Source organism: Leisingera sp. ANG1, assembly GCF_000203975.2.
Lineage (GTDB): Bacteria > Pseudomonadota > Alphaproteobacteria > Rhodobacterales > Rhodobacteraceae > Leisingera.
This window is the reverse complement of record NZ_AFCF02000008.1, coordinates 394,732-416,298: the sequence shown is the minus strand read 5'-3', so window position 1 is coordinate 416,298 and position 21,567 is coordinate 394,732. Positions and strand designations below refer to the sequence as shown.

At 60.6% G+C, this 21,567-nt stretch carries 20 protein-coding genes; 7 read left to right on the top strand and 13 right to left on the bottom strand.

Annotated elements, in window-relative coordinates; genetic code table 11:
* Positions 1-289: 289 nt before the first annotated feature.
* From GC1_RS22490 to GC1_RS14665, 6 genes are all read right to left on the bottom strand, one after another.
* Positions 290-607, bottom strand: coding sequence for a hypothetical protein (locus tag GC1_RS22490; protein ID WP_019298409.1), 318 nt, complete (start codon positions 605-607; stop codon positions 290-292).
* Positions 597-2,408: a hypothetical protein gene (locus GC1_RS14685; protein WP_152614056.1), complete on the bottom strand. Its 1,812-nt coding sequence runs from the start codon at positions 2,406-2,408 to the stop codon at positions 597-599. The genes GC1_RS22490 and GC1_RS14685 overlap by 11 nt, the downstream gene beginning before the upstream one ends.
* Complete coding sequence (locus GC1_RS22870) at positions 2,398-2,574, bottom strand: hypothetical protein (RefSeq protein ID WP_156131909.1); 177 nt, start codon at positions 2,572-2,574, stop codon at positions 2,398-2,400. The genes GC1_RS14685 and GC1_RS22870 overlap by 11 nt, the downstream gene beginning before the upstream one ends.
* Before the next feature lie 92 nt (positions 2,575-2,666).
* The gene (locus tag GC1_RS14675) at positions 2,667-2,852 is read right to left on the bottom strand and encodes a helix-turn-helix transcriptional regulator (RefSeq protein WP_019298412.1); all 186 of its coding nucleotides are present in this window, start codon (positions 2,850-2,852) and stop codon (positions 2,667-2,669) included.
* Between the two features lie 69 nt (positions 2,853-2,921).
* Complete coding sequence (locus GC1_RS14670; RefSeq protein WP_019298413.1) at positions 2,922-3,731, bottom strand: hypothetical protein; 810 nt, start codon at positions 3,729-3,731, stop codon at positions 2,922-2,924.
* 10 nt (positions 3,732-3,741) lie between these two features.
* A complete protein-coding gene (locus tag GC1_RS14665; RefSeq protein WP_029205063.1) occupies positions 3,742-4,920 on the bottom strand; it encodes a tyrosine-type recombinase/integrase in 1,179 nt (392 codons plus the stop codon).
* 368 nt (positions 4,921-5,288) lie between these two features.
* Here GC1_RS14665 and GC1_RS14660 point away from each other — a divergent pair, with 368 nt between their 5' ends.
* The 4 genes from GC1_RS14660 to GC1_RS14645 all read left to right on the top strand — a co-directional run bounded on the left by GC1_RS14660 (position 5,289) and on the right by GC1_RS14645 (position 11,723).
* Positions 5,289-7,565, top strand: coding sequence for a glycosyltransferase family 2 protein (locus GC1_RS14660; RefSeq protein ID WP_019298415.1), 2,277 nt, complete (start codon positions 5,289-5,291; stop codon positions 7,563-7,565).
* Positions 7,566-7,675: 110 nt separating this feature from the next.
* Entirely contained in the window at positions 7,676-9,244 is a 1,569-nt protein-coding gene (locus GC1_RS14655; protein ID WP_019298416.1) for a class I SAM-dependent methyltransferase, read from the top strand.
* Between the two features lie 129 nt (positions 9,245-9,373).
* Complete coding sequence (locus GC1_RS14650) at positions 9,374-10,747, top strand: hypothetical protein (protein WP_019298417.1); 1,374 nt, start codon at positions 9,374-9,376, stop codon at positions 10,745-10,747.
* Between the two features lie 73 nt (positions 10,748-10,820).
* Positions 10,821-11,723 carry a hypothetical protein gene (locus tag GC1_RS14645; protein ID WP_019298418.1) on the top strand — a complete coding sequence of 301 codons (903 nt, stop codon included), beginning with the start codon at positions 10,821-10,823 and terminating at the stop codon, positions 11,721-11,723.
* Here GC1_RS14645 and GC1_RS14640 read toward each other — a convergent pair.
* From GC1_RS14640 to GC1_RS14615, 6 genes are all read right to left on the bottom strand, one after another.
* Complete coding sequence (locus GC1_RS14640; protein WP_019298419.1) at positions 11,707-12,645, bottom strand: hypothetical protein; 939 nt, start codon at positions 12,643-12,645, stop codon at positions 11,707-11,709. The two genes, GC1_RS14645 and GC1_RS14640, sit on opposite strands and share 17 nt — an antisense overlap.
* A 4-nt stretch (positions 12,646-12,649) precedes the next feature.
* Positions 12,650-13,960 (bottom strand): TRAP transporter large permease, encoded by a 1,311-nt coding sequence (locus tag GC1_RS14635; protein WP_019298420.1) that lies wholly within the window; start codon positions 13,958-13,960, stop codon positions 12,650-12,652.
* A 6-nt stretch (positions 13,961-13,966) separates the two neighbouring features.
* On the bottom strand, positions 13,967-14,500 hold the full coding sequence (locus GC1_RS14630) for a TRAP transporter small permease (protein WP_019298421.1): 534 nt from the start codon (positions 14,498-14,500) through the stop codon (positions 13,967-13,969).
* A 73-nt stretch (positions 14,501-14,573) separates the two neighbouring features.
* Entirely contained in the window at positions 14,574-15,548 is a 975-nt protein-coding gene (locus tag GC1_RS14625; protein ID WP_029205064.1) for a TRAP transporter substrate-binding protein, read from the bottom strand.
* Between the two features lie 49 nt (positions 15,549-15,597).
* Positions 15,598-16,851, bottom strand: coding sequence for an NAD(P)/FAD-dependent oxidoreductase (locus tag GC1_RS14620; RefSeq protein WP_019298423.1), 1,254 nt, complete (start codon positions 16,849-16,851; stop codon positions 15,598-15,600).
* Positions 16,848-18,023: an enolase C-terminal domain-like protein gene (locus GC1_RS14615; protein ID WP_052260469.1), complete on the bottom strand. Its 1,176-nt coding sequence runs from the start codon at positions 18,021-18,023 to the stop codon at positions 16,848-16,850. The genes GC1_RS14620 and GC1_RS14615 overlap by 4 nt, the downstream gene beginning before the upstream one ends.
* Before the next feature lie 52 nt (positions 18,024-18,075).
* Between GC1_RS14615 and GC1_RS14610 the strand changes: the two genes are divergently transcribed.
* From GC1_RS14610 to GC1_RS14600, 3 genes are all read left to right on the top strand, one after another.
* Positions 18,076-18,978 (top strand): LysR family transcriptional regulator, encoded by a 903-nt coding sequence (locus GC1_RS14610; protein ID WP_019298425.1) that lies wholly within the window; start codon positions 18,076-18,078, stop codon positions 18,976-18,978.
* Positions 18,979-19,073: 95 nt separating this feature from the next.
* Positions 19,074-19,766: a GntR family transcriptional regulator gene (locus tag GC1_RS14605; protein ID WP_029205065.1), complete on the top strand. Its 693-nt coding sequence runs from the start codon at positions 19,074-19,076 to the stop codon at positions 19,764-19,766.
* Positions 19,767-19,775: 9 nt separating this feature from the next.
* A complete protein-coding gene (locus tag GC1_RS14600) occupies positions 19,776-20,510 on the top strand; it encodes an aspartate/glutamate racemase family protein (protein ID WP_019298427.1) in 735 nt (244 codons plus the stop codon).
* A 114-nt stretch (positions 20,511-20,624) separates the two neighbouring features.
* Here the strand turns inward: GC1_RS14600 and GC1_RS14595 are convergent, their stop codons facing one another.
* Positions 20,625-21,557, bottom strand: a complete 933-nt coding sequence (locus tag GC1_RS14595; protein ID WP_019298428.1) for an AEC family transporter — start codon at positions 21,555-21,557, stop codon at positions 20,625-20,627.
* Positions 21,558-21,567: the final 10 nt, after the last annotated feature.

Here is a 21,567-nt window from a genome sequence, read left to right as displayed (position 1 = left end):
ATGCCTCCGGTTCGGCGTGAGGCGACCATGATGGCCTTTCAGGGGGGGGCTGTTCAGTGGATTTTGCAACCAGTTGCAACGGCGCGCTGGGCGATACCCACTTAGGTACGTTGCAACTGGTTGCACCTGCCTCTCACATTCCTGAATTCTTACCGTTGTGCAGCCTGGGGGAACGTTCGGCTGGCGGGCCGAGAATTTCTGGGTAACAGCCTCAACGCCAGGATTTCGGTTAAGTTGAGGATGGGCTTGGTGACAGGTTTGCTGTGCCGCTTGATATGCTTGTCACGTTTCACCAGCCTTCATCTGCCGATCTCAGAGCGCTGTTCTTTGAAGTTTGCGGGGGCGGAATGTTCTCGGGCAGATTGGAGATTTCCCCCGGCACGGGCTGCTTGGTTTTTACGTGCCAGAGGCGGATTAGGGCGCTGCGGGAGCGGTGATAGCTGAGAGCGCGCCAACGGCTTCCAGCACCCCTCTCAGCGTCTCCTATGCGGTACTGAATGATCCACTGAATTGTATCCTTGCAGATGATAACCCGGAAGCGCTGGGCGCGGGCGATCACCCGGCAATAGCTTTCGCTGCTTTCGCGGTGAGAAAGTTCACAGGTCATTATTCTGCCTCCGGGGCTGCTGGGCATGATGTTCGGATTTCAGGCTGTCAGCGGAGGCGAGAAAGCCATGGGGGCTTGAGGCGTTCTGTGTCCCTTGCAACCCGGCGCAATCGACCTGATGGCGATCCCCGCATCCGTTCATCAGTTCTTCGTTTGCTTTGCGCAGGCGTGCCTGCAATTCATCCCATGTTTCCATCTTTGAGCCCGGCGGCGGGCTGCCGGAAGGTACTGGCAGTGCCGGTTTGGCGACCCTTTCTGCGCGGCGTTTCTCCTGCATCGCCGGGCTGTTCGAGAACGGGATCGGAGGGGCTTGCCATGCCTGCCCGGGGCGGCGCTTTTTCACAGGCTGGACCGACACGCCAGCTTCCGCCAGCCGCTCGCCAATCCCCTCCAGCCGGATCGCTCGGTCCTCTCGGTCACGAGCGGCAGCCAGTTTACGGTTGGCCTCCCGCGTCTTCCGGTTGATCTCGTCTCTCATCCGCTTCCGGGCGCGACCCTCACCGATCATGGCAAGAGCTTCCCGCTCATTCTGACCGTTCAGCATCAGGCGCTTCAGTTCGTCCCGCTCGTCCCCGCAGATCAACCGGTCCAATTCGCCAGTGGCATAGGCATCCGCGACCAGTCGTAGGACCCCCTCCGAGAGGACGAAATTGATGCGCGGCACCTCCGGCGGATTGGAGAAGAAAAACAACTGGGTCCGCAGCAGTCGCGGCCAGTGGCGGACCGACCAGTCCAGAAGAGCCGGGAGCGTGATCGTGTTGTCGTAGACGTATTTGGAAAGGGCTTTCTTCACCTTGGCGCGCTGTTTGACCCCCCAACCGACGTGGTTATACATCGGGAAGGTCTCGGCCATCGCGTCTTTCCAGACGATCTCGATGTCCGTGGTGTTCGGTTTCTTCTTGGTCTTGGCTTTCTCCGCCGCCGTTTTACGGTCGCCATCCACCTTCGCCATCCGTTCAGCCGGTCCGGCCTGGACCTTGTCAGCCGAGTGCAACCCGTTGCATTTTTTTTCGCCGGGAGAATTTTCCTGATTTTTGTCCGGAACGATCTCGGATTTTTCGCCCGGATCAAAATTAAAATTTTTATCCAGATCCAACTCACCGCGCGAGCCGTCAGGCTCAGCGCTAATATTATTCCCTTTTTCTTTATTCTCTTTATTCTGTGTCCGTGTGGCGGACTTCTGAAGTCCAGCACACGGACTTTTAGAAGTCCATGTCGTGGACTTCTGGGCTTTTCCGGGTTCGGATACGCGCTTCGGAAGGTGCAATTTCCTACAATCTTCCTTCGGGTCCCAGTCGAGATTGAGGCCAAGGGTTACGAAATCACGGGCGCGTTCGCGGGTGATCACGTTGCGGTCTTCGAGGGATTTCATGGTTTCGAGGTATTTGGTCCGCTTCATGCCGACCCCGGCAAAGTCATCTGTGCCGTTCATGATGTTGTTGTGACAGGCGCGGAAGGTCTCCCGGCCCCAGAAGATCGTCCGGTCAAGAATGTAGCTGACCAGCCGGTATTCAAACGGGTTGAGGGCTTTGGCCCACTTCCGGTTGACTTCCTGCACGACCAGCAACCGGTCGAGGGGAGTGATGTCTTCCCCGGATAGGCCAGACCGGAATTTCTCGTTTACACGTGTCGTACCTCTTGGGCGTATTGCGACGACATTGTTTTTCCGGTTCTTGTAGGCTGCGCCTTCAAGATTTCCGCTATCGGTTTTCAGGCCGCGACGATAATCATCGTTAGGGCTACAGGCGGTGCCTTGGCTGCTGTTGTCACAGCCTGCACGGTAAGAAGGTTCACAGGTCACAGTTCTGCCCTCCGTGAAACTGGCCCTGCTGTTCGGTTTTCAGGCCGACGGCGGAGGTGGCGAAGCAGTGGGCATTGGGAGTGGTCAGGAAGTTTTGCAACCAGTTGCAATCACGGTGCTCCCGTTGAGTTGCAGCCGGTTGCACCTGAAGAAGTTCATGGTGCATTGCATGCTCTTGGATTGTGCCCAGAGCCAGGAAATGGTACTGTTCAGTGCAACCTAAGACAGCCCGCTCCCGGTACATCCGGGGCGGGTTTCTTAATGCGGGCGGTTAGCTTCCAGGACCTCAAGGGCACTCAGGAATTCGTCCCGTTTCCAGAACGACCTTGCCCCGATCTTTACCGGGCGGGGAAAGGTCCCATCGTTGACCCGGTTGTACACAGTTGTCTTGCACAACCCGGTCAGGCTGCGGATGTCGTTGATGTTGAAATACAGCGGTTCCATTGGGGAGTCCTTTTTGGCTTATCTGCGACCAAAATCGACCACTCTGGACCGGTAAAAAATGGGGCGGGATTAATTTTTCTTCGGTGGGCGACCAGGATGCTCGGGGATGTTCGCTTTGCTTTCCTGCAAAAGTTCCCAAACATTTTTAAAGGCCCAATTCTTCTTGTTGCGGCTAAGGTGTTTTGCCAGTTCATCCTGGTAAACAGTTTCGTCGCTAGAATTTACATAGTCGAGGGCCTGTAGAAACGTTTCGTGCATCGTGCCGTACTGCAATAACTTTAAAAGTTGGGGGTCTGACGGTTTTCGGGACACTCCGACGCAAACTGCAAAGCGAGGGTATTCCATAAGCTGCCGTACAAAGTGGATGCCGTCGATGGGCGGCTCGGCTTCTGTGAATTCCTCAAGTCCGCGGATGTTCCAATCGGATGTGTCCAGATAGGCATAGAGATTGCCCCTGTTCCGAACCCGGGAAAGCAACTCCTCTTTGGCGAGTTGCATGCTTGTTGGTTCCGCCGTCTCGGAGCTGCGGGGTTTGAACTCTATGGGAGCGAATTCCTGACCACTTGTCGGCGTCAGGATGTTTGCTCCCAGCAGTTTTGTTTCTCGATTGCTGTCCACGATGTGCAGGCTGTCGGCATGCTGGTGGATGTACCTCTCTGTTAGGTACATCGCTAAGCCCATTCTTAGTTTGTTTTGCTCATCCGAAATCCGGAGAGCGCTTGCGATGTCACCAGTACCCTGATCGAAGCGGGTGGAGCGAAGAGGGGCAGCTTCAGCAAGCTGCTTCGCTAAGCCAATACATACTGCCTCATTGGTGGCGAGGCCGATACACCGTTGAAAAATCGACGCTATCGAAATGCTTTGTACTTTTGTGCTCATTAGAGTTCTTTCATTTTGCAACCAGTTGCACAATCTCAGCGGTGTTGCCGGTCACGTGACTTGCCCACCTCTCCATCAGGGCTCGCCGTTTTTCGAGGTAATCTGTCCGGCGATAGGATAATTCGACCTTGCCTCCGATAGAGTGCGCAAGAGCCATCTCAGCAATCTCTCGTGGGGTTTCCGTCGCCTCCGCGCACCAAGTCCTAAAACTGGAGCGGAACCCGTGGGGGCGGGCCGCAACTTCACGCCGTTCCATCAATCGGGACATTGTCGCGTCGGAAATCACACCCTTGCGTACGCTGGGGAACAGGTATCCATCTCGGGCAAAAGCCGCCGCCTGCTCAATGACGGACAGTGCTTCGGTTGACAGGGGGGCGCGGAATTCTTTTCCGGATTTCATCCGTTCCGCCGGGATCACCCATGTGTTCCCGTCGATTTCATCAATATGGCAGTGCCGGACCGGGTGGGAACGAACAGCAGTCAGGATTAGCAGGCGCAGCGCCAGGTGGGTTATCGAGCCTTCGTTAAGGCTGTTATAGAACCCTGGCACCTCGCCCCACGGCATCGCGGGAATATGGCTCCGCTTTTGCCGGGACTTGCCCAGAAGGGCTTTCGCTTTCGCAGTAGCTTGAATGTCCACGGCGAGCCCCATCGCCGCGCCGTGCTGGATAACGATGCCAAGACGGCCCAGTGCTTTTTGGGCAGTTTCGCCCTTGCTATGCCAAATTGGGGCAAGTGCGTTCTTTATGTCCTGCTGGTCGATTTCTTCAATCGGCACGTTCCCCAGCTTCGGGAGAATGTGAAGCTCCAGGGGCGAGAACCATCTGCCTGACTTTCCGTCATTCTTTAGTTCGGCCTTGCGGGCTTCAAAGGCTTCCATTGCTACAGTCGCCAAGGTGTGATCCGCTTTCGCAGCTTCCCGGCGCAGGCGCTCGCGTTCTTTAATCGGGTCTTTTCCTGCTCGGACGACAGCACGCCACCTTGCGGCCTCTTCACGAGCTTCCTTCAGGCTGACCTCCGCGATTGAGCCCAGCCCCATTTCGCGGCGTCTTCCGTGGATTTGTACTCGAAGAAACCACTGCCCGCCGCCGTCCGCGCGTCGATGAAGCCACAATCCGCCACCGTCGCTGTATTTCCCTGGTGCGGCATTCTTCACATGGAGCGCTGATAACCGGTTGAGTGTCGCCATTGATCCACCTTTCTGCCCACCCAATTTTCTTGGCTTAGTTTAACCGATCTTGAACTGGATTGAACCGTAAAATACTGAATTTGCGCCGAAAAAATGAAATTCATGGAGGTTCGTGAACTTGCCTGAACGCCTTTGTTCAAGTCTACAATGCATCTCGACCGCACCATCATCTCTCTCTGAAAAAACTGCTGCAAGCTCAGGTTTCCTGTGTGTGCCGAGAATGCCTGTTGCCCTTATATCAACTGCTTGGCCTGATGCGGGTGGCCAGCGGCAATTGCCGGTTCCTGCATTTCCGCGGACCGGCTATAAGGGGGCCGCTCCGGACACTTGTGCCCGGGGCCAAGAATTTCACAGCGTGATGCAGCAGTATGTCCAGTCCAGATGCCGGGAATTGCGGCGGCAAAGTCCTCGAACGTGAACTCAGCGCACTGACGCTTGCCGGGGCGGATCTGCTGGATGCCGTGGAAATGGCAGGTCCGGAAGGCCGGACCGCCAGGCTGTTCTTCAGATCGGGTTCCCCGCGCGACGTTGCCGCGGCCATGTCATCCCATGCCGGAACGGTGCTGCACAATTTTGGTGGTGCACCGGTTCTGGATATTCCGATCAGCGGTGCCAGCAGCGCGGTAAGCATTTCGGCTGACGCAGAGCAGCAGCTGGTTCCGCTGCAGCCGGATGAGACCGGTTTGTTTGCCGGGCTGAGCGTCATTGCGGCAGTCCGCAACGGGGAAAGTGCCGAAGCAGCGGCGGAATGGCTGCGGTTCCATGCGGCGCAGCACGGTATGCAGGGGGGCGTCATTTTTGACAGGGCGCGGCCCCGGGACAGCCGCCGTTTTGTTCATGCACTGCAAGAGCTTGCGGAAGACATCGGCGGGCTTGAGCGGGTTGTGGTGGTGTATTCCGGCCTGCCCCTGGGCAAGGAGGGGCTGCCTGCGGAAGCGCATCCCTTTAATGTGCCTGGCGCCCCGGGCAAGGACCGGATGGAGATCCCGCCTGCCGACTCCTGGAGCGCACCGCTGGGGGAGTTCCTGATCTATGAGATCCTGCGCGCGCGGTTCCTGGCGCGGGCCCGCGCTGTGGCCAATATCGACCTGTTCGACCTTCTCGCGCCGGGCGAGGGGATGAATGTCTTTGACCGCGCGGTGGCCGCCCCCTCCGGCTGTCTGAAGCTGGGCGGTGTGCAGGCTTATCCCTGGCGGGTGCGCAAAGGAGACGAGCCTGCCTTTGGCGATCACATCTGCATCCAGTTCGACGCTTCCGGGCTGCGGCCGCGCTGGTGCCTGGCGCCGGCCAAGGCGTCAGCGGACTGCATCTGGCGGCTGATCCGGGTTGTCGGTGCAGACCCTGATCCTGACCAGGATGCCCGGTTCTACCGCTGCATGGCCTTGCGCCACCCCGCAGATACGGTCTCGAAAATCGTGCCGAAGACCAGCCTTGTTGAAACACCTGAGCTGCTGGACCTGGCCACCAGATACTTCAATGCCAAACCCGTCCGCATTCCTGAAGAGCAGGCGGTCAAGCGTTCAGGCGGCAAGCCCAGGACGGCTATCGTTACGACCATGAAGAACGAGGGGCCGTTCATTCTGGAATGGCTGGCCTATCACCGGGCAATCGGGGTGGATGATTTCCTTGTCTACACCAACGATTGCACCGACGGCACCGACACGATGCTGCAGATGCTGCAGGAGAAGGGCATCGTGCAGCACCGTGAAAACCCGTTCAGGGGCACGGATCTGAAGCCGCAGCATGCGGCACTGCAAGCGGCGGAGGAAGAACCGGTCATCCGGGACGCAGACTGGCTGATCTGCATGGATGTGGACGAGTTCATCAACATCAAATGCGGTGACGGGCGGCTGGCGGATCTGTTCGAGGCGGTGGATGACGCCAACATGATCGCGATGACCTGGCGGCTGTTCGGCAACAACGATGTGCGCGACTTTACCGGCGATCTGATCACCCGGGAATTCACCCGCTGCGCGCATGAGGTCACCCGCAAGCCGCATCAGGCCTGGGGCTTCAAGACCTTGTTCCGCAACACTGGCATCTTCAAGAAGCTGGGGGTGCACCGCCCCAAGGGGCTGAAGCCGCAGCTGTGGGAGGATATCCGCTGGGTCAACGGTTCCGGACAGGACATGCCACGGGAGATGTTCCGCAATGGCTGGCGCTCGTCAATGAGCACATACGGCTACGATCTGGTGCAGCTCAACCACTACGCTGTGCGCAGCGCCGAAAGCTTTCTGGTCAAACGCGACCGCGGCCGGGTCAACCATGTCGACCGCGACCAGGGGCTGTCCTACTGGTTCCGGATGAACAACAATGCCGAAGAGGAGCGCTCAATCCAGCGGATGATCCCGGCGCTGGAGGCTGAGATGGCGCGGCTGCTGGCGGACCCGGACATCGCTGCGGCGCATGAATACTCATGCCGCAAGCACCGCGAGAAGATCGAGGAACTGAAGACCCGGGAGGACATGATTGCGCTGTTTCACGAGCTGACCAGCGATAAGCTCTGCAAACTGTCCCGGATGCACGCGCATTTCGGCGCCAATGTCTTTCTCAGCGGCCCAGGTGTGATCCCGGATGAAATTGCCGAAAAGGAACCGGGCAGCGATTTTTGGTTCACCGTGGAGCGCGGCGAAACCACACATTGAGGTTTCCAGATCCCGGCAGATTGACAGGCGTTCAGCAAGCGCGGTAATTTTCGTTAACAAAAAGGCGCGGTTAGGCGCCAATGTATTGGGTAGAATAAGGGGCAGGTATCATGGCACTTCCGGCCATTGCGTCACTTTGGGTTGGCCCTGAGCTGAGCTGGCTGGAACAGCTTTGCCTGAAGTCCTTTCTCGACAATGGCCACGAGGTGATCCTGTTCACCTATGATGAGGTCAAGGGGGTGCCGGATGGCGTTCAGGTAGCGGATGCCAACGATATTCTGCCCGCAGATCGCATTATCCGCCACGCCAAGACAGGCAGCCCGGCCTATCATGCGGATGTGTTCCGCCTGCATATGCTGCAGCAGACGGATTATGTTTGGGCCGACACCGATGCCTATTGCTGTCAGCCCTGGGACATCAAGGGCAAGCATTTCCACGGCTGGATTTCCGACAACAAGCCGATGGTCAACAATGGTGTGCTGCGGTTGCCGAAGACGTCCAAGACGCTGAAAGCAATGCTGAAATTCACCAGCGACGAATACCCCATCCCGCCGTGGTACAGCGCGGAAAAACAGGCTGAACTGCAGGCACTGAAGGATGCGGGGCAGGGCGTGCATGTGTCGCTGCTGCCTTGGGGCGTCTGGGGGCCGGATGCGCTGACCTGGTTCCTGCAGGAAACCGGAGAGGTCTCAAACTCGCGGCCGGGCCATGTGATCTATCCGGTTCCGTTCAAGCAGGCTGGCGTGGTGCTGAATCCGAACCGTCGCAACCAGGCTGGCAAACACATCCGGAGCGACACGCTGTCGATCCATTTCTGGGGCCGCCGGTTCCGTAATATCGCGGCCAAATACGGCGGGGTTCCGGCCGAAGGCTGCTATGTGCATGAGCTGCTGATCAAACACGGGATCGATGCTGAGAAATCCCGCCACCTGCTGCAGCCCGCGCCGGAGGCAGAACAAGAACAGGCGGAGCCTGTCGACCCGGCCACGCTGGATTTTTCCATGTTCAGCGACCAGGACGTGGCCAACATTCTTCTGCAGCGAAGCGAACTGGCAAGTTCCGGCCAGACAATCCGCGATTGGCTGGCGGGAGGTGAGCAGTTATTGCTGGACGAAGCCCGCACGAACCGGGATGCGATCCTGCATGGCGCACTGCGCATAGCTGAACGCGAATGCGCGCATTTCCTGGAAGCGGTTGATGCCATCAATCCCAAGCGTACCGCTGACATCGGCTGCGGCTATGCGTTTTCCAGTCTGCTGCTGCACCGCCGCTACGGCTGCAGCATCGCACTGATTGATATCGAAGAAAGCAGCAGTCGGCATTTCGGGTTTCAGGGTGACGCTGCAGGCTATGCAAGCCTGGATACCGCCCGCGCATTTCTGGAAAAAAACGGTGTCCCGTCTGATCAGATTACCGTCTGCAACCCCAAAACCGGGGATATTCCTGCACTTGGCACGTTTGATCTGGTGATCAGCCTGGCGTCCTGCGGCTTCCACTATCCCGTTAGCACCTATGACAGACTGTTCCGCAGCCAGATCAATGACGGCGGCGGCATTGTCCTGGATATCCGCAAGGGATCAGGCGGCATCGGTGCGATGAAAGACTTCGGCGTTGTCGATGTGCTGGCCAAGCACGGCAAGTACTCCACAGTGCTGACCCGTACCGGACAGGGTTCTTGACAGTTAACCGGGCCATTAACCTTTTGCGTGTATTGGGTGGCGAGGGAACGCCCTTCAAATAAGCGCTTGCCAAGTCCAGCTCGCGGCCGTCTTTGGGCCGCCTGGCCATTGAAAGACAGTTGAATACCCATGCTGAGTGACATTTTCGACATCGGAACCGTGCTGCCCGCGCTGGATGTGGATGATGTTTTGACGGTCGCCGATATCAACGGCCAGGCGCCGGAGTTGTGCATTTTGCTGCACCGGCGCTATGGATGCAGCATTGATCTGGTCAGCCTCGACCGAAAGGGGCAGCCAAAGCCTGTGAACGAGGCGGCAGCGCAGGACTGGCATGCCCGCCTCGAACAGGGCGGGGTGGACCGCGATGCCATCCGGGTCGTTTCCGGTGCAGTTGAAAACCGTCAGTACGATGTGATCCTGGCGCTGAACAGCTTTGGCGTCCGCCACAAGATCCAGAACATCAAACCGCTGCTGGACCGGGCGCTGCACCCGCTGAGCCGGATGGTGATAGAAATCCGCAAGGGGTCTGGCAGCTATCCGTTCCTGAAGGCCTACGGCAGCTGCAATACATTGCTGCCGCCGGAAGCGGACCGCAACGGTCTGGCAATTCTGTCCGCCGAACCGCAGGAGGTGCTGCCGCCTTCCGGAGAGTGGTCCAAGGTGGCCCGGCAGTTGGCCGGCAAGGAAGGCTTCTTCGACGAGCTGGAAGAGCACTCCTTCCTGTTCATGCCGCGCGGCAGCACGCTGGTTGTTACGTTCGACAATCTCGACATTGCGATGACCAAGCGGGATGACCGCCGGCCCTGGGGCTTCAGCTTTATCGAGGCGCAGGGCTGGTCGATGCTGGGGGTGATGGCCAACGGCTGGACCTGGTTCCGCCATAAGGAGGTCACCCGCAAGTTTGAGGAACTGCGCGACAGCGGCTTCTTCGCGCAGTTCTCCCGTGTTGTGTTTTACGGCGCCTCGATGGGCGGTTATGCGGCGGCGGCGTTTGCCGCGGCGGCGCCGGGCTCAACGGTGTTTGCAATCAGCCCGCAGTCCACGCTGGACAAGACCATCGTGCCTTGGGAAATGCGCTACAAGAAGGTTTGGGACCGGGATTTTTCCGGCCCCTTCGGAGATGCGGCGCAGGCCAGCCAGGGGGCAGGGGAGGTGCACATCATGTTCGACCCCTACGTGGCGCCGGATGCGGGCCATGCGGCGCGGTTCACCGGCGATAATGTCACCTTCTGGCGCTGCCCGCTGCTGGGGCACAGGCTGGGCTCCTCACTGCAGCAGATGGGTATTCTGCAGGAAATTGCCCGCGGCGCCATTACCGGCGAGCTGACCCCGCACCGCTTTCATCGCCTTTTGCGCAAGCGCCACAGTTTCCCCCGGTTCCAAAGGGAGCTTGCCAATCTGGCACTTGACCGCGGCCATCCGGGGCTTGCGAAGCAGGTCTGCGCGTATATCTTGCGCCAGCGGGACGACCGGTTCTTCCGCCGGATGAAGGAGCGGCTATGACGCGCACAAAGGGACCCGCGGCAGGCTTCCAATGCGCTGCTGAGCAAATACCGGGCAAAGGCCGGACAGGAAAATGAGCCAGGCAGATACGGACATACGGGACATCACCCTCGCCTTTCACGTCGGCGCGCCCAATACCGACAACGGCCAGCTGACCTGGTCGCTGCGCAAGGACGCGCAACCGCTGTTGGAGCGGGGTGTCATGATCCGCCGCCCTGGCACCTACATGAGTGCGCTCAACCAGCTGCTGCGCAAGCAGGATCAGGAGTTCGTCACGGAACAGGAGCGCGAGGCCCTGCTGGCCGGACTGGTCAAGGATCAGGCGGTATCGCGCATCATCCTGACCAATTCCAGTTTTCTGGGTGTGCCGGGCTGGATGCTGAACGGCGGCAGGCTGTACCGCAATGCTGGCAAGAACGCAGCAGCCCTGCGCGGCCTGTTTCCCGGGAACCCTTGCGAGTTTTTCCTGGGCCTGCGCAACCCGGCCACTCTGGTCGGGCCGGTGTTCAAGTCCCAGTCCGGACGCACCTGGAAGCAGTTTGCGTCGGACACCGATTTTCTGAATCTGCGGTGGTCGGAGGTTGTCGAGGACATTCAGGATCGCAATCCCGGCTGCCGCATTACCGTTTGGTGCAATGAGGAAACACCGGTGATCTGGCCCAGCATCCTGGGTCATGTAACCGGCCTTGGGGAGGGCTTTCGCTTCAGCGGTGAGCTGGACATCACCCGCGGCATCATCTCCGAGGCAGGATACGAGCGGCTGGAGGCTTATCTGGCAAGCCGCCCCGGGCTGTCGGAAGACCAGAGGGAGCGGGTGCGTGCGCTGTTTCTGAGTTACTTCCACGACGAGGCGGAGATCGAGGAGGAAATCGACCTTCCTGGCTGGTCGCAGGCACTGGTGGACGACATGAGCGAAAGCTACGTGGCGGATGCCGAGCTGATCCGGCACATGCCGGGGGTCACCTTCCTGTCCTGAGCGCAGCGCGGCCGTAAAGCGGCTTCATCAGGATCGCAGTCAGGTACATCGGGATCTGGTAGCAGCCGAGAAAGATCAGCAGCGGATCGGTTGTGGCCGCGGGCAGGGCGATCAGGAAGAGGGCAAAGTTCCGGTTGCCGGCGACAACGGAAACGGGCACCGCGCCACTGCCCGCGCGGCGTCGCAATACTGCAAACACCAGTGCCTGCAGGCCCAGGTTGGCCGCCAAAGCGAATCCCAGCCACTGCAGGACCAGCAGCGGGTCCATCCGCAGCGCAGGCCCCAGCGCGGCCATCAGCCCGACCACAATCACTGCCAGCGCAATCACGGTCAGCCCGTCGATGGCTTTGGCCTGGTCCTCACGCATCTGCGGCAGGGTCAGGCGGCGCAGCAAAAAGGCTGCCGCAACCGTCAGGCCAATCGCGCCGATCAGCCGTCCGGCGGCGCGCAGCACCTCGCCCAGATCGCCGAGGCCGGGCGCCAGCAGGAACACCGGGATCACCGTCAGCGGCATCAGCGCAGTGCCGGTGATCAGCAGGCGGAAGGCCGGCTCCGGTGCGTGCCCCATCAGCGCGGTAATATTCGGGCTGCCGGTCACCGAGGGGGCGCTCAGCATCAGGATCAGCGCCATAGCGGCGGGGGTCTGCGCAACGCCGAACAGCGCGGCAATCCCCAGAGCCAGCAGCGGCAGGGCGACTTGCAGAAGGGTGATGGCCTTCAGCGTGCCGATACCGTCCGCCAGCCCGCCTGCGGCTTTGCGCAGGCCGATGCGGTAGGCGTTCAGAAACAAAAGCCCGGCCACCATTTGCGGCAGCCAGGGCTGGAGGGCGGCGGCGAGGCTGGGCAGCAACAGCCCGGCCAGAAGCCCCAGGACCAGTGCGGCCCGCCCGTGCCGGGCAGCAAAGGCGAGCGCGCGGAGCATGAGGTTAGACCGGTCCCGGCCTGAGGTTGTTCGGCAGGTAGGTTGCCAGCTCCGGGAAGGCGATCAGCACAAACACCATCAGCACCATGATCAGGAACATCGGGATCGCGGCACGGGCGATATAGCTCATCTCGTGGTGGGTCATGCCCTGCATCACAAACAGGTTGAAACCGATCGGCGGAGTGATCTGCGCCATTTCCACAACCACCACGATGAAGATGCCGAACCAAATGAGGTCGATGCCGGCCTGGCGGATCATCGGCTCCACCACTGCCATGGTCAGCACCACCGAGGAGATGCCGTCGAGGAAGCAGCCAAGCACGATGTAGAACACCAGGAGCACCATGAGGAGTTCCAGGCGCGAAAGCTCCCAGCCGGCAATCAGGTCGGCAAGGCCCCGCGGCAAGCCGGTGAAGCCCATCGACAGCGACAGGAAGGCCGCGCCCGCCAGGATCAATGCAATCATCGCACTGGTGCGGGTGGCGCCCATCAGGCTCTCGGTGAAGGTCTTCCAATTCAGAGAGCCTTGGCCAAGTGCCAGCAGCAGCGAGCCGATAACGCCGAATGCGGCAGCCTCGGTTGCCGTGGCAAAGCCCAGGTACATCGACCCGATCACCACCACGATCAGCGCAATCACCGGCGCCAGAAAGCGGGAGTTCTTGACCTTTTGCGCGAAGGTCAGCTTGTCCTCCCTGTTCGGGTTCCAGTCCTTGCCGACCTTGGAATAGACCGCCACATAGCCCATGAACATCGCCGCCAGCACCAGGCCGGGCAGGATGCCAGCAAAGAACAGCTTGGTGATCGATTCATTGATGGTGACGCCATAGACAATCAGCGTCAGCGACGGAGGGATCATCAGGCCCAGGGTGGCCGCGCCGGTCAGGGTGCCGATCACCATTTTCTCGGGGTAGTTGCGCTTGCGCAGCTCCGGGATGGACATCTTACCCACCGTGGTCAGCGTCGCGGCGGAGGAGCCGGAGACCGCGGCAAATACCGTGCAGCCGACGATATTGGTGTGCACCAGCCCGCCGGGCAGGGGCGCCATCCAGGGGCTGAGGCCCTTGAACATGTCCTCGGATAATCGGGTCCGGTACAGGATTTCGCCCATCCAGATAAACATCGGCAGCGCCGTCAGGGTCCAGCTGGAGGAAGCCGACCAGACCGTGGTCAGCATCACGTCGCCCACAGGCCGTGTGGTGAACAATTCCATGCCAACCCAGGCCACGCCCATCAGCGCCAGGCCGACCCAAACGCCGGTGCCCAGAAGCGTGAACAGCACGAAGAGGAAGAGGATGATGACTGAGATGTTTTCCATGGGCCCTTACTCCGCGTGGCTCTGATCTTCGAGATCCCGGGTGATGCGGTGGTCGCCGCGGAAAATCACGTGGATCAGGTGGTCGGTGAGGGCGATGGCCAGGATGACCGCGCCGATCAGCATGGCGCTTTGCGGGATCCAAAGCGGCGTGCGGTCCTGACCCTGGCTCACGTCGTTGAACTTCCAGCTCCAGTAGACAAAGCGATAGGCGTAGAAGCAGAAGTACCACATCACCGCGGTGCCGATGCCGAAACACCAGATTTCCAGCACCCGGCGGAAACCTTCGGGCACGGCGTTCAGCAGGATCGACACCCGGATATGGCTGCCGCGGTTCAGGGCATTGGCAAAGGCCAGGAAGGACGCAGCGGCCATCGCATAGCCTGCGTAATCCGGCGCGCCGGGGAAGACCTCACCGGTCCAGCGGGCCAGCATCTGGACCACGATCAGCCCCAGAATGGCAATCAGGCAGAGCGCGGCCAGCACCCCCGCCGCAAGGTAGAGAAAATCCAGTCCGGAGCGCAGCCCCCTGAGCACAGTCATAGCATCCCCATCGGCATTATTCTTATAAGACTACGGGCGGCACCTGCCGCGCCGCCCGTACCAATTTGTCTGATTACTCAGCGCGGAAGGCGTCGACGATGGCCTTGCCTTCTTCGCCGGCCGCTTCCAGCCACTCATTGGTCATGGTGACGCCGATTTCCTTCAGCTCGCCCACCATCTGATCGGACGCCGGACCCACGGTCATGCCGCCATCGCGCAGGCCCTGCAGGGTAAAGCCGGTGTACTCCTTGGCGCGCCAGTTGCCCGCGTATTCCGCCAGCTTGGCACAGCCCTTGATCACGTTCTGGTTGGCCTCGGAGGTGCCGTTCCAGACATCGGAGTTCACAAACACGTAGTTGCGGGGCAGCCAGGCATCCACTTCGTAGAAATAGTTCAGGCTTTCCCAGACTTTGCGGTCATACCCGGTGGAGCCGGAGGAGACCATCGACTCCGCCACACCGGTGGCAAAGGCCTGGCTGATCTCAGCCGCCTCGATGGTCACCGGCAGCATGCCTGTCAGCTCCGCCAGCCGCGAGGTGGCATTGTTGTAGGAGCGGAACTTGATGCCTTTCATGTCGGCCACCGAGTTCACCTCATTCTTGAAATAGAGGCCCTGCGGCGGCCACGGCACAGCGTAAAGCAGGGTCAGGTTTTGCTCAGCCAGCAGTTTTTCGATGGAGGGCTTTGCCGCCTTCCACAGCCTGTCGCTGTCATCAAAGGAGGTCGCCAGGAACGGGATCGAGTCAAAGCCAAAGAGCGCGTTTTCGTTCTGGTGGCCGGACAGCAGCCGCTCGCCAATGGGGGCCTGGCCGGTCTGCACAGCGCGCTTGATGTCGGCGCCCTTGAACAGCGAGCCGGAGGGGTGGGTCTTGATCTCAACTTCGCCGCCGGTGCCGGTGGTTACACACTCGGCAAACTCGGCACCTGTGGCAGAGTGGAAGTTGGACGCCGAATAGGCCATCGGCATGTCCCAAGTTTCAGCCGCAGCGGGCAGGGCGGCGGCTGCGGTCAGCGCGGTGGCGGCCAGCAGTTTGGTCAGTTTCTTCATCATTTACTCCCTGTTGTGGTTGCGGCCCCTTAAGGGGCACTGGTTGGTATCAGATCGCGTATCGCGCCGGGTCATAGGCGCTCATGTCCATGTTCGGGGTTCGGCCCGAAATCATCTGCGCCAGCAGGCGCCCGGTCTTTGGTCCGCCTGTCAGGCCGATGTGGTGGTGGCCAAAACCGACGTAGGCGCCGGACAGGCCGGGAACTTTGCCGATCACCGGAATCGAGTCGGCCGGGGCAGGGCGGGCGCCCTGCCATTCCTCTTCGTGTTTCCAGGTGACACCCGGCAGGATGCGGCGCGCATTCCTGTGCAACAGCTCCAGCGGGCCTTTCGACGGCCCGGCTTCCAGCCCGCCGAATTCCACGATGCCTGCAATCCGGATCCGTCCCTCCATCGGGGTCACCACGCATTTGGCCGCTGCTACCATCACAGGGGCCTTGGGCATCGCCGAAGGCTCCCATAATTCAAGATGATAGCCGCGTTCTGCTTCCAGTGGTACGGAAATTCCCAGTTTCTCTGCCAGCGGCTTGGACCAAACGCCGGTGGCCACCACAACCGCGTCGCAGGGGATGGTCTCGCCGCCTGCGCGCACGCCGGTCACCGTGCCGTTTTCGCGCGCCACGTCCGTCACAAAGGCCTTGATCAGCCGGCCGCCATTGCCGGTGACGTGGGCCGCCAGGTCCTTCACGTACTGGCCGGGGTCAGTGATGATGCCGTGGTCCTTCAGCCGCGCGGCAAAGGTGATGTCCCGGGAATAGATGCCGTCATAGGCCCGGAACTCCGCTCCCTCCAACTCATCCCACTGGAAACCGTGTTTCTTGCGCAGGCCCCAGCCGAATGCGTCCTCTCCGAAATGCGAGCGGTCATTATAGAGGAACAGATAGTCAGAGGATTTCAAATGCCGCTCCGCCCCGGTCCCGGCCGCCAGCGCCTGATGATCCGACAGCGAGTCCCCGACGATAGGTGCCAATGCCGCGGCAATGCGGGCGGTGTCGTCGGCATTGGCATGCCCCATGTATTTCATCAGCCAGGGCGCCAGTTTCGGCAGGTACCCCCAGCGCATGAACAGCGGCTGCTCCGGGTCCAGCAGCATCTTCGGCGCTTTCTTCCATAGCCCCGGCCCGGTGACCGGCACGATGGAGCAGGAGGCCAGAATGCCGCCGTTGCCGTGGCTGGTGCCTTCACCCGGCCCCTTGCCGTCAATCAGGATCACCTGATGCCCGTCATGTTGCAGCTCAATCGCGGCCGAGACGCCGACAATGCCGGCGCCGATGATGGCAACGGTTTTCTTTCCCGCCGTCATGCCGCGACCTTCTTTGAGACCGCGTAACGGTCCAGCTTTTCAACATCCGGCTTGATGCCCAGGCCCGGTCCGTCCGGCACCACCACTTGACCGTCGACGACCTGGAAGGGGGTCTCCAGTATGTCCTCTTTCAGGAAATAGCTTGCCTGGTAGAACTCGCAGCCCAGCCGGATCTCTGGCGTGGCCGCAATCATGTGGGTGCCTGCCAGATGCGCCACCCCTGCTTCGAACATGTCGCCGCCATAGGCCGACAGCCCGTTGGCCGCCGCAATCCGCGCCACCGTCTGACCGCGGCTGAGGCCGCCCGATTTCATGATCTTGACCGAGACACCATCGCAGATGCCTTCGCGTGCCGCGCGCACCATGTCCTCCGGGCCAAAGATGCTCTCGTCCGCCAAGAGCGGCACATCAATCATCTGGCGCAGCATTGCCATCATGCCAAAGTGGTGGAACCGCACCGGCTGCTCGATGAAATCCGGCTTGAACTCCGCCACATCGCGGACCTGCGCAGGCGCGTCCTCGATGCTGAGGCCCTGATTGTAGTCCACCCGCACCCGGAATTCGGGGAAGTCTCTGGCAATCCGTTCCAGCCGCATGATGTCGAAGGCGTGATCCTTGAAGCCGGTCTTCAGCTTGATCAGCCCAACCTTGTCTGCGCGCAGCCGGTGCAGCAGCTCCACGTCCTTCTCAAAATCCGGATCGGCAATCGAACAGCTGAGAGGGATGCTATCGCGGCACTTGCCGCCCAGCAGCGCCCAGACCGGCACCCCCGCGATCCGCCCGGTGAGGTCCAGCAGGGCGGTTTCCAGCGCCGCCTTGGCTTCGGTGCAATGGGCTACTGCCTTGGCCGCATCCTCCATGATCGCCGCGCGGTCCGCCACCCGGCGGCCCTCCACCAGCGGCCGGATGTAGCGGTCCAGCGCCGCAAGGCTGGCCTCGGGCGTGCCGGTGAAAACCGACCAGGTCGAGGCCTCACCAAACCCTTCGGCGCCGCCTTCGCTGCGCAGCCGGACAATCACAACTTCGCAGGAGCCCTCAACAGACCCGATCCCATGGTCGCGGCGCGACAAGACGGGCAGCGCGAGATGCCACAAATCCATCCCGGCAATCTTTTGTTCCAGCACTTTGATCTTCCTCCCAGGTGCGGGAAAAGCCTGCCTTGACTGGATCATCATTACCAATACAAAGAATTGGATAAGGTATCATGAAAAGTGATGAGCTGACATGTCTCTCCGCTTCCGCCAGCTGCAGGCCTTTCACGCCATTGTCGAAACCGGCACTGTTACCGGTGCGGCAGAGCAACTGGGGATCTCCCAGCCTGGCATTTCCAATCTGCTCTACCAGCTGGAGCGCCAGACACGGCTCAAGCTGTTCGAACGCAGCAAGGGCCGGCTGATCCCGACGCCGGAGGCCGGCGTGCTGTTTCAGGAGGTCGACACCGTGGTGCGCGGGCTGGACCACGTGGCGCAGGCAGTGACGGACCTGCAGAACAAACAGGCGGGTCAGCTGCAGGTGGCCTCGCAGCACTCCATGTCCTTTGGTTTCATGCCTGCGCTGATCGCCCGTTTTGCCCGTACACGCCCCGATTTGTCGATCTCCTTCCAGGCGCAGTATTCGCTGAAGATCCAGGAATGGGTGATCGCCGGTCTGTTTGAGATCGGCGTCTGCGAGATGCCGCTGATCCATGACGGGCTGGAGGTGCATCCAGTCAGCGTCGAAACCCGTCTGGCGATGCCTGCGGACAGTCCGCTGGCGGAACACGAGGTGCTGACGCCCGAATTGCTGGAGGGTGTGCCCTTCATTGTCATGGGGCCGGACCACATGACCCACCGCCGCACCCGGGAAGTCTTTCAGCAGGCAGGGATCCCTCTGAAAACCCGCGTGCATTCGCATATGTTCAAGAACCTCCTGAGTTTCGTGCAGGAGGGAATGGGGGTTTCGCTCCTCGACCCCTTCGTACTGGGCTTCGAGAGCGGCGGCGGATTTGTTTCCCGCCCGTTCCGGCCGCGCATCATGATGGATATGGCGGTGATCACCTCCAAGTCGCGCCCCCTGTCGGCAGTCGGGCAGGAGTTCCTGGCGCTCTTGAAGCAGGAGCTGGCACCCTACACTGCGCACCAAGAGTGACTGATCAGGGAATTGTATTCAATTCCGAATTCAATCTTGCCAAGGACCGGGCACCGCCCTAGTTTGCTCCGCGGATTGAACACACGGCGGGAATGATGGCCAAACGCGAAAGCAATGTGGACAGGGTGTATGAGGCGCTGCGCCGGATGGCGGCGGATTTTGCCTTCAAGCCTGACCAGCGGATCAACGAAAGCGCCCTGTCCGAGGTGCTGGGCGCCAGCCGCACGCCGCTGCGCGAAGCGCTGAACCGGCTGGTGGCCGAAGGCTTTCTGACCTTCCAGAACAACCGCGGATTTTTCTGCCGCCCGCTGACGCCCAGCTATATCATGGACCTGTATGAGGCCCGCGTGGCGGTGGAATGCGAAGCCGTGCGGCTGGCCTGCACCCGTGCCCCGGATGGGGACATTGCCGCGCTGGCGGATTACCTGAACCGGATGGAGCCGGAGTACGAAAGCGCCACCGACCCGGAAGAACTGCTGGCGATGGACGAAAGCTTCCATGCCCGGTTGGCGCAGCTTTCGGGTAACAGCGAATTGCAGCGCATCCTGAACAACCTCAACGGCCGGATCCGCTATATCCGGCTCATTGACCTCAAACGCATGCGCGACCGGGCAGGGGGCAAGGCGCCGGGCGACATTTCGGCCCACCGCCAGATCGTCGAAGGCATTGCAGCCCGCAACACGGATGCGGCGGTATCGGCCATGCGCAGCCATATCGAGAAACGGCGGGAGGAGGCGACGGAAGCTGTCCGCATCGCCTTTTCCCAGCTTTACGTCCCGGACGAGTAAGGGGTTCACATGGAACACGGTGGCAAGACGGTTTTTGGCGCGGCGGTTGGCATCCTGATGCTGGAAACCCGCTTTCCCCGCATTTATGGCGACATGGGCAACGCGATGACCTGGGACTTCCCGGTCCATTACAAGGTTGTGCGCGGCGCCAACCCTGAGAACGTCGTGCGCGGCAACCCCAAGGAGCTGGTGGACCTGTTTGTCGAGGCCGGCCGTGACCTGGTCGCCATGGGCGCCGATGGCATCACCACCAACTGCGGATTCCTGGCGCTGATCCAGGATGAGGTGAAGCAGGCGCTGGGCGTGCCGGTGGCGACATCCTCGCTGATGCAGGTGCCGATGGTGCAAAACCTGCTGCCCGCGGGCAAGCGTTGCGGCATCCTGACTATTTCCAAGGCGACGCTGACACCCGCCCACCTTGTTGCCGCAGGTGTTGCGCCGGATACGCCCATTGCAGGCACTGACGGCCTCCGCGCCTTTACCCGCGATATCCTGGGTGACGCGCCCTCGATTGACTTCGAATCCTGCCGCCTGGACATGGTCGATGCAGCCCGCGCAATGGTAGCGGACATACCGGATCTGGGCGCTATCGTGCTGGAATGCACAAATATGGTGCCTTACGCCCGCGACGTGAGGAAGGCCACCGGCCTGCCGGTGTTTTCGATCCATTCCTTCATCAACTGGTTTCAGGCTGGTTTGCTGCCCAAGGGATTTCCACTGGAGCTGGATGATCCCCGGTTTTGATCGCGGTAACCCTTTGGTGGAAAATTGCTAATGAAATCTGAAGGATAAGGTCAGTCTTGCTGCCCAAATGTTTCGCGCGCGAAACATTCGGTCAGAACTGCTGCCCTTTTTTCTTCAGCTCAAAACCAGCAGCCAGAACCACACGGTCAGGATACTGGCCCCAGTGGCAATCAGCACGGAGGACGCGGCCACCCGTTTGGCCCGCCCGTACATATTGGCGAAGATATAGCCGTTGAACCCGGTCGCCATCGCGGCGTTCAGAACGCCGGAGCGGAACAGATCCTGCGGCAGCGCCAAGGCCGATCCCAAGGTCCAGACAATCGCCGGATGGATCATCAGCGAGGTGAAGCAGACAAACAGAATCGCCCGCATATCGCCTTCGGGGCGGTACTTCACCAGCACCCCGCCAAGCGCAAACAACGCCGCAGGCAGCGCCGCGCGGATCAGCAGCGACAGTGCCTCATTGATGACCAGCGGAATCGCCAGCCCCGACAGGTTGACCGCAAACCCCAGCGTGATTCCCAGGATCAGCACATTGCGGAACATTGCGTTCAGCACCGATGTGACAGTCTTGATGCCGCCCGCCCCGCGGTTGCGCACAAACTCCATCGCGGTGATGCCGACGCCATAGCAGAACGGCGAATGGAAGGCGATGATTGCGTAGTTGCCGGTCAGGTTGTCCGGCCCGAAGGCGCGTTCGGTAATCGGCAGCCCCAGCAGCACGGAGTTGGAGAACAGGCAGCAAAAGCCGATGGCGATGCAGTCCTCCCACTCCCGCTTGAACAGGATGCGGGCGCCAAACAGTCCGATCAGAAAACAGGTGAAGGCGCCGGTATAAAAACTCGCCAGCAGCTGCGGATTGAAGCTGGCAGACAGATCCAGTTCCGCCATTGCCTTGAAAAGCAGGCAGGGGATCGCAAAGCCTTGGGCGAATTTCATTACCCCATCGACATGCGCCTGCTCCAGCACGCCCCGCGCGGTGGCGGCATAGCCTGCGCCGACAACCAGGAACACCGGCAGGATGACGTCAATCAGGCTTTGAAACAAATCCGGCCTC

Bases quoted from the DNA above. Each gene is read 5' to 3' on its own strand.
- GC1_RS22490 (WP_019298409.1), bottom strand. From the start codon at position 607: ATGACCTGTGAACTTTCTCACCGCGAAAGCAGCGAAAGCTATTGCCGG.
- GC1_RS14650 (WP_019298417.1), top strand. From the start codon at position 9,374: ATGCTGAGTGACATTTTCGACATCGGAACCGTGCTGCCCGCGCTGGAT.
- GC1_RS22870 (WP_156131909.1), bottom strand. From the start codon at position 2,574: ATGCACCATGAACTTCTTCAGGTGCAACCGGCTGCAACTCAACGGGAG.
- GC1_RS14615 (WP_052260469.1), bottom strand. From the start codon at position 18,023: ATGATCCAGTCAAGGCAGGCTTTTCCCGCACCTGGGAGGAAGATCAAA.
- GC1_RS14610 (WP_019298425.1), top strand. From the start codon at position 18,076: ATGTCTCTCCGCTTCCGCCAGCTGCAGGCCTTTCACGCCATTGTCGAA.
- GC1_RS14675 (WP_019298412.1), bottom strand. From the start codon at position 2,852: ATGGAACCGCTGTATTTCAACATCAACGACATCCGCAGCCTGACCGGG.
- GC1_RS14670 (WP_019298413.1), bottom strand. From the start codon at position 3,731: ATGAGCACAAAAGTACAAAGCATTTCGATAGCGTCGATTTTTCAACGG.
- GC1_RS14600 (WP_019298427.1), top strand. From the start codon at position 19,776: ATGGAACACGGTGGCAAGACGGTTTTTGGCGCGGCGGTTGGCATCCTG.
- GC1_RS14630 (WP_019298421.1), bottom strand. From the start codon at position 14,500: ATGACTGTGCTCAGGGGGCTGCGCTCCGGACTGGATTTTCTCTACCTT.
- GC1_RS14635 (WP_019298420.1), bottom strand. From the start codon at position 13,960: ATGGAAAACATCTCAGTCATCATCCTCTTCCTCTTCGTGCTGTTCACG.
- GC1_RS14640 (WP_019298419.1), bottom strand. From the start codon at position 12,645: ATGCTCCGCGCGCTCGCCTTTGCTGCCCGGCACGGGCGGGCCGCACTG.
- GC1_RS14645 (WP_019298418.1), top strand. From the start codon at position 10,821: ATGAGCCAGGCAGATACGGACATACGGGACATCACCCTCGCCTTTCAC.
- GC1_RS14605 (WP_029205065.1), top strand. From the start codon at position 19,074: ATGGCCAAACGCGAAAGCAATGTGGACAGGGTGTATGAGGCGCTGCGC.
- GC1_RS14625 (WP_029205064.1), bottom strand. From the start codon at position 15,548: ATGAAGAAACTGACCAAACTGCTGGCCGCCACCGCGCTGACCGCAGCC.
- GC1_RS14660 (WP_019298415.1), top strand. From the start codon at position 5,289: ATGTCCAGTCCAGATGCCGGGAATTGCGGCGGCAAAGTCCTCGAACGT.
- GC1_RS14655 (WP_019298416.1), top strand. From the start codon at position 7,676: ATGGCACTTCCGGCCATTGCGTCACTTTGGGTTGGCCCTGAGCTGAGC.
- GC1_RS14620 (WP_019298423.1), bottom strand. From the start codon at position 16,851: ATGACGGCGGGAAAGAAAACCGTTGCCATCATCGGCGCCGGCATTGTC.
- GC1_RS14665 (WP_029205063.1), bottom strand. From the start codon at position 4,920: ATGGCGACACTCAACCGGTTATCAGCGCTCCATGTGAAGAATGCCGCA.